Consider the following 338-nt stretch of genomic DNA (forward strand, 5'->3'; position numbering starts at 1 on the left):
AATCCCACCGTCACCGCCATGAGCAACGCCATGTTTGCCCTGAAGGGCGGCAATGCCATCATCATCGCTCCCCATCCCCGGGCGAAGAACGTGAGCCGGGTGACAGTGGAAATGATGAACGATGCCATTTACCCCCTGGGAGCACCGGCACACCTGATTCAAATCATCGAAGAACCCAGCATTGAACTCACCGGCGAACTGATGCAGGCCGTGGACGTGGTGGTGGCCACCGGCGGCGGTGCCATGGTGAAAGCCGCCTACAGCAGCGGCAAGCCCGCCTACGGCGTGGGCCCCGGCAACGTTCAGTGCATCATCGACAAAGACAGCACCTACGAAGA

1 pseudogene is annotated in these 338 nt (G+C 60.7%); it reads left to right on the forward strand.

Annotated features, from left to right (window positions below):
- Nucleotides 1-338 (forward strand): annotated as a pseudogene (locus tag AAIG11_RS18010) (aldehyde dehydrogenase family protein); the annotation flags it as partial.

Origin of the sequence: Anoxynatronum sibiricum (genome assembly GCF_039414295.1) — a bacterium.
GTDB lineage: Bacteria > Bacillota > Clostridia > Peptostreptococcales > Tindalliaceae > Anoxynatronum > Anoxynatronum sibiricum.